Origin of the sequence: Sphingobium chlorophenolicum, assembly GCF_000722875.1 — a bacterium.
GTDB classification, from domain to species: Bacteria; Pseudomonadota; Alphaproteobacteria; order Sphingomonadales; family Sphingomonadaceae; genus Sphingobium; species Sphingobium chlorophenolicum.
Genome location: NZ_JFHR01000028.1, coordinates 1 through 3,086 on the forward strand (window position 1 = coordinate 1; position 3,086 = coordinate 3,086).

1 protein-coding gene and 1 pseudogene are annotated in these 3,086 nt (G+C 65.8%); one reads left to right on the forward strand and one right to left on the reverse strand.

The annotated features are described in order from the left end of the window. Window positions 1–484: pseudogene (locus tag BV95_RS12805) on the forward strand (TonB-dependent receptor); the annotation flags it as partial. 326 nt (window positions 485–810) lie between these two features. Here the strand turns inward: BV95_RS12805 and BV95_RS12810 are convergent. Next, window positions 811–3,086, reverse strand: a 2,276-nt coding sequence (locus BV95_RS12810; RefSeq protein ID WP_037452410.1) for an EAL domain-containing protein, incomplete at its 5' end; no start/stop codon positions are given.

Below are 3,086 nucleotides of genomic sequence, written 5' to 3' on the forward strand. Positions count from 1 at the left end.
GGCGGTGGCGCTGATGGCGGTCTCCATCTGCGGCGACCGGCGGCTGCTGGGGGTCAGCTATTTTCGCGACCTGCTGAACGGCGACGCGACCGGATCGTCGGGCGGCCAGCCGAGGCATGAGCTGAATGCGCGGGTCGGCTATATCAATAACGGCCTGGGGGCGCGGCTGAGCGTCGATTGGGAAAGCGGCACCCATGTCGACGGCGCTTTGGCTGGAACGGGCGGCGGCGCTTCGCGGCTTGACTTCGGCAGCCTGACGACGGTCGATTTGCGGCTGTTCGCCAATCTGGGGCAGATGCCGTCGCTGGTGAAACAGCACCCCTTCCTGCGAGGGACGCGAATTTCCATCGGCATCGACAATCTGTTCAACCAGCGACGCAGCGTGACCGACGCGAACGGGATGACGCCGGTGCGCTATCAGCCGGGCTATCTGGACCCGATCGGGCGGGCGGTGACGATCAGTTTCCGGAAGCTGTTTTTTTGATGGGGGCCTGTGCGCTTTGGGCTGCGGCTGACGCCTGATCTTGCCCTCCCCTTCAGGGGAGGGGCTTATTCGTGCCTAGGCAGTGTGGGCAAATTCAAGACTCGCCGGACGGGGTGATTTGGGTGGGGAGCGGACCTATCCTATTCCTCCCCATCGATAGATGGGGAGGGGGACCGCGCGAAGCGTGGTGGAGGGGAATAGGGCACGACCTCCGCATTTCCCCTCCACCACCGCCTTCGGCGGCGGTCCCCCTCCCCACGCTGCGCGTAGGGAGGATTGATGTCCGCTATTGGCATTTCCCGGCATTCCGAATTTGTCCACGCGGCCTAGGACGCGAGGGAGCGGGGCTTTGCGTGCAGGTCGGTCAGGTTGACAGGTTCGGTGAACTCCACGCCCAGACGGTCGTCCCTCGACCAGCGGGCGATGGCGTTGACGGTCTGGTTGTCGCCCAGTTCGATGGCGAACAGCGTCCCTTCCGGCACGTTCCACAAACCTTCCACTTGCGCGCCGGTGGGGGAGATGTTGCGGATGCGGCCGGTATAGACATGGCCGTCATGATGGACCGCGACGGTGCGCAGCATGGTCTTGCGTTCCAGCCGGCTCGACTGGAAACCCTGCGGCATCGCGATGCCGCCATGGCCCTGCTGCTGGATCAGCACGTCGGCGGGCAGCATCGGGCGGCCGTAGACGAAGCCCTGGATGTGGCTGCACCCCAGGTTGCGGATCAGGGCGAGTTCGTCCTGCGTTTCCGCCCCCTCCGCCGTGGTGTCCATGCCCAGCGCCTCCGCCAGGCTGACGATGGCCTTGATGATCGCGCTGTTGGGGCTGCCCTTGATCGCCGCGCCGCGCACGAAGCTCTGGTCGATCTTGATCTTGTCGAACGGGGCCTTCTTCAAATAGCCGAGCGAGGAATAGCCGGTGCCGAAATCGTCCAGCGCCAGTCGCACGCCGATGCCTTTCAGGCGGGCGAACATCGTATCCGTGCCGTCATCGTCGTTCAGGAACACGCTTTCGGTGATCTCCAGCTCCAGCCGATGGGGCGCGAGGCCCGACGCGGCGAGCGCGTTCATGACGATGGACGGCAGGCTGTGATTGGCGAACTGGATCGGCGAGACGTTGACCGCCACCCGCACATCCTCCGCCCATTGCGCCGCTTCGCGGCAGGCGGTGCGCAGCACCCATTCGCCGATCGGGCCGATCAGCCCGCTTTCCTCCGCAATCGGAATGAACAGGGTCGGGGAGATCGCGCCGCGCGCCGGATGCTGCCAGCGCAGCAGCGCCTCATAGCCGGTGATCTGCTCCGTCTTGGAAGAGACGACCGGCTGGTAGACGAGGTGCAGGCGGTTTTCCACCAGCGCCTTGCGCAGATCCTCCTCCAACTGGCGGCGATCCTCCGCATCGGCGTGCATTTCGGGCGAATAGAAGCGGTAGACGCCGCGCCCGTCGCCCTTCGCGGCATAGAGCGCCAGGTCGGCGTTGCGGATCAGTTCCTCCGCCGTGACGCCGTCCTGCGGGCAGAAGGATATGCCGATGGACACGCCGATGACGACCGCCGTCCCCTCCACCAGATAGGGTTGCGACACGTCGGTGATGATCGCCCGCGCCAGATGGTCCAGCATGATCTTGTCGGGCCGTCCGGGCAGCAATATCTTGAATTCGTCGCCGCCCTGGCGCCCCACCAGCCCCTTGTCCCCGACCACGCGCTGGATGCGTTCGCTGACCTGGCGCAGCAGCGCGTCGCCCGCCGGATGGCCCAGCGTGTCGTTGACGATCTTGAACCGGTCGAGGTCCAGCATCATCAGCGTGCAGTCCCTGGGCTGGCCGCGCTTGCCCGCGACCGCCTGCTCCAGCGAGCGCATCATCTGCACCCGGTTGGCGAGGCCGGTCAGCGAATCATATTGGGCCAGCCGCGTCACCTCCGCCTGGCTGCGGCGCATTTCGGTCAGGTCGGTGCCGCTGCCCCGGAAGCCCTGGAACTGGCCGAATTCGTTGAACACCGGCTGGCCGGAGATCGACCACCAGCGTTCGTCCTTCGCCATGGCGGCGCGAACCGCGATTTCGGAAAAGCCGGTGCGCACCGACAGGTGGAAGCCCAATGTGCGCTCTCCGTCGCCGTCCTGCCGGTCACCGGGGCGGACGATCTGCGTAATGGGGCGGCCGATCAGCGCTTCGCCGCGCAGGTCGAGCGTGCGGAGCAGCGTGTCGGAAATATAGACGATGCAGCCATGGCGGTCGGTTTCCCAGAACCAGCCGCGTCCCGATTGTTCATATTCCTGCAGCAGCCGGTCGGATCGCTGGGCGCGCAGGTCGCGCTGGTGAAAGGCGATGGCGCGGTTCATGTCCGCATTCGCCTGGCGCAGCGCGGCGACCAGCATCACCGCGATGCAACTGATCGTCAGGCCGATCTGGGCGAAATCGCCGCCGTGCAGGATGGAGGCGATCAGCAGGCCGCAAAAATAGCTGACCCCCAGCAGCCGCCGGTCGCCGCAGATGGAGACCGCCATCAGCGCCACCGCCATTTCCGCCGCCAGAACATTTTGCGAGTCTGCGGCCAGCGACGTGCCCAGCATCAGGCTGAAGCTGAGGCCCGAAAGCAGCACCA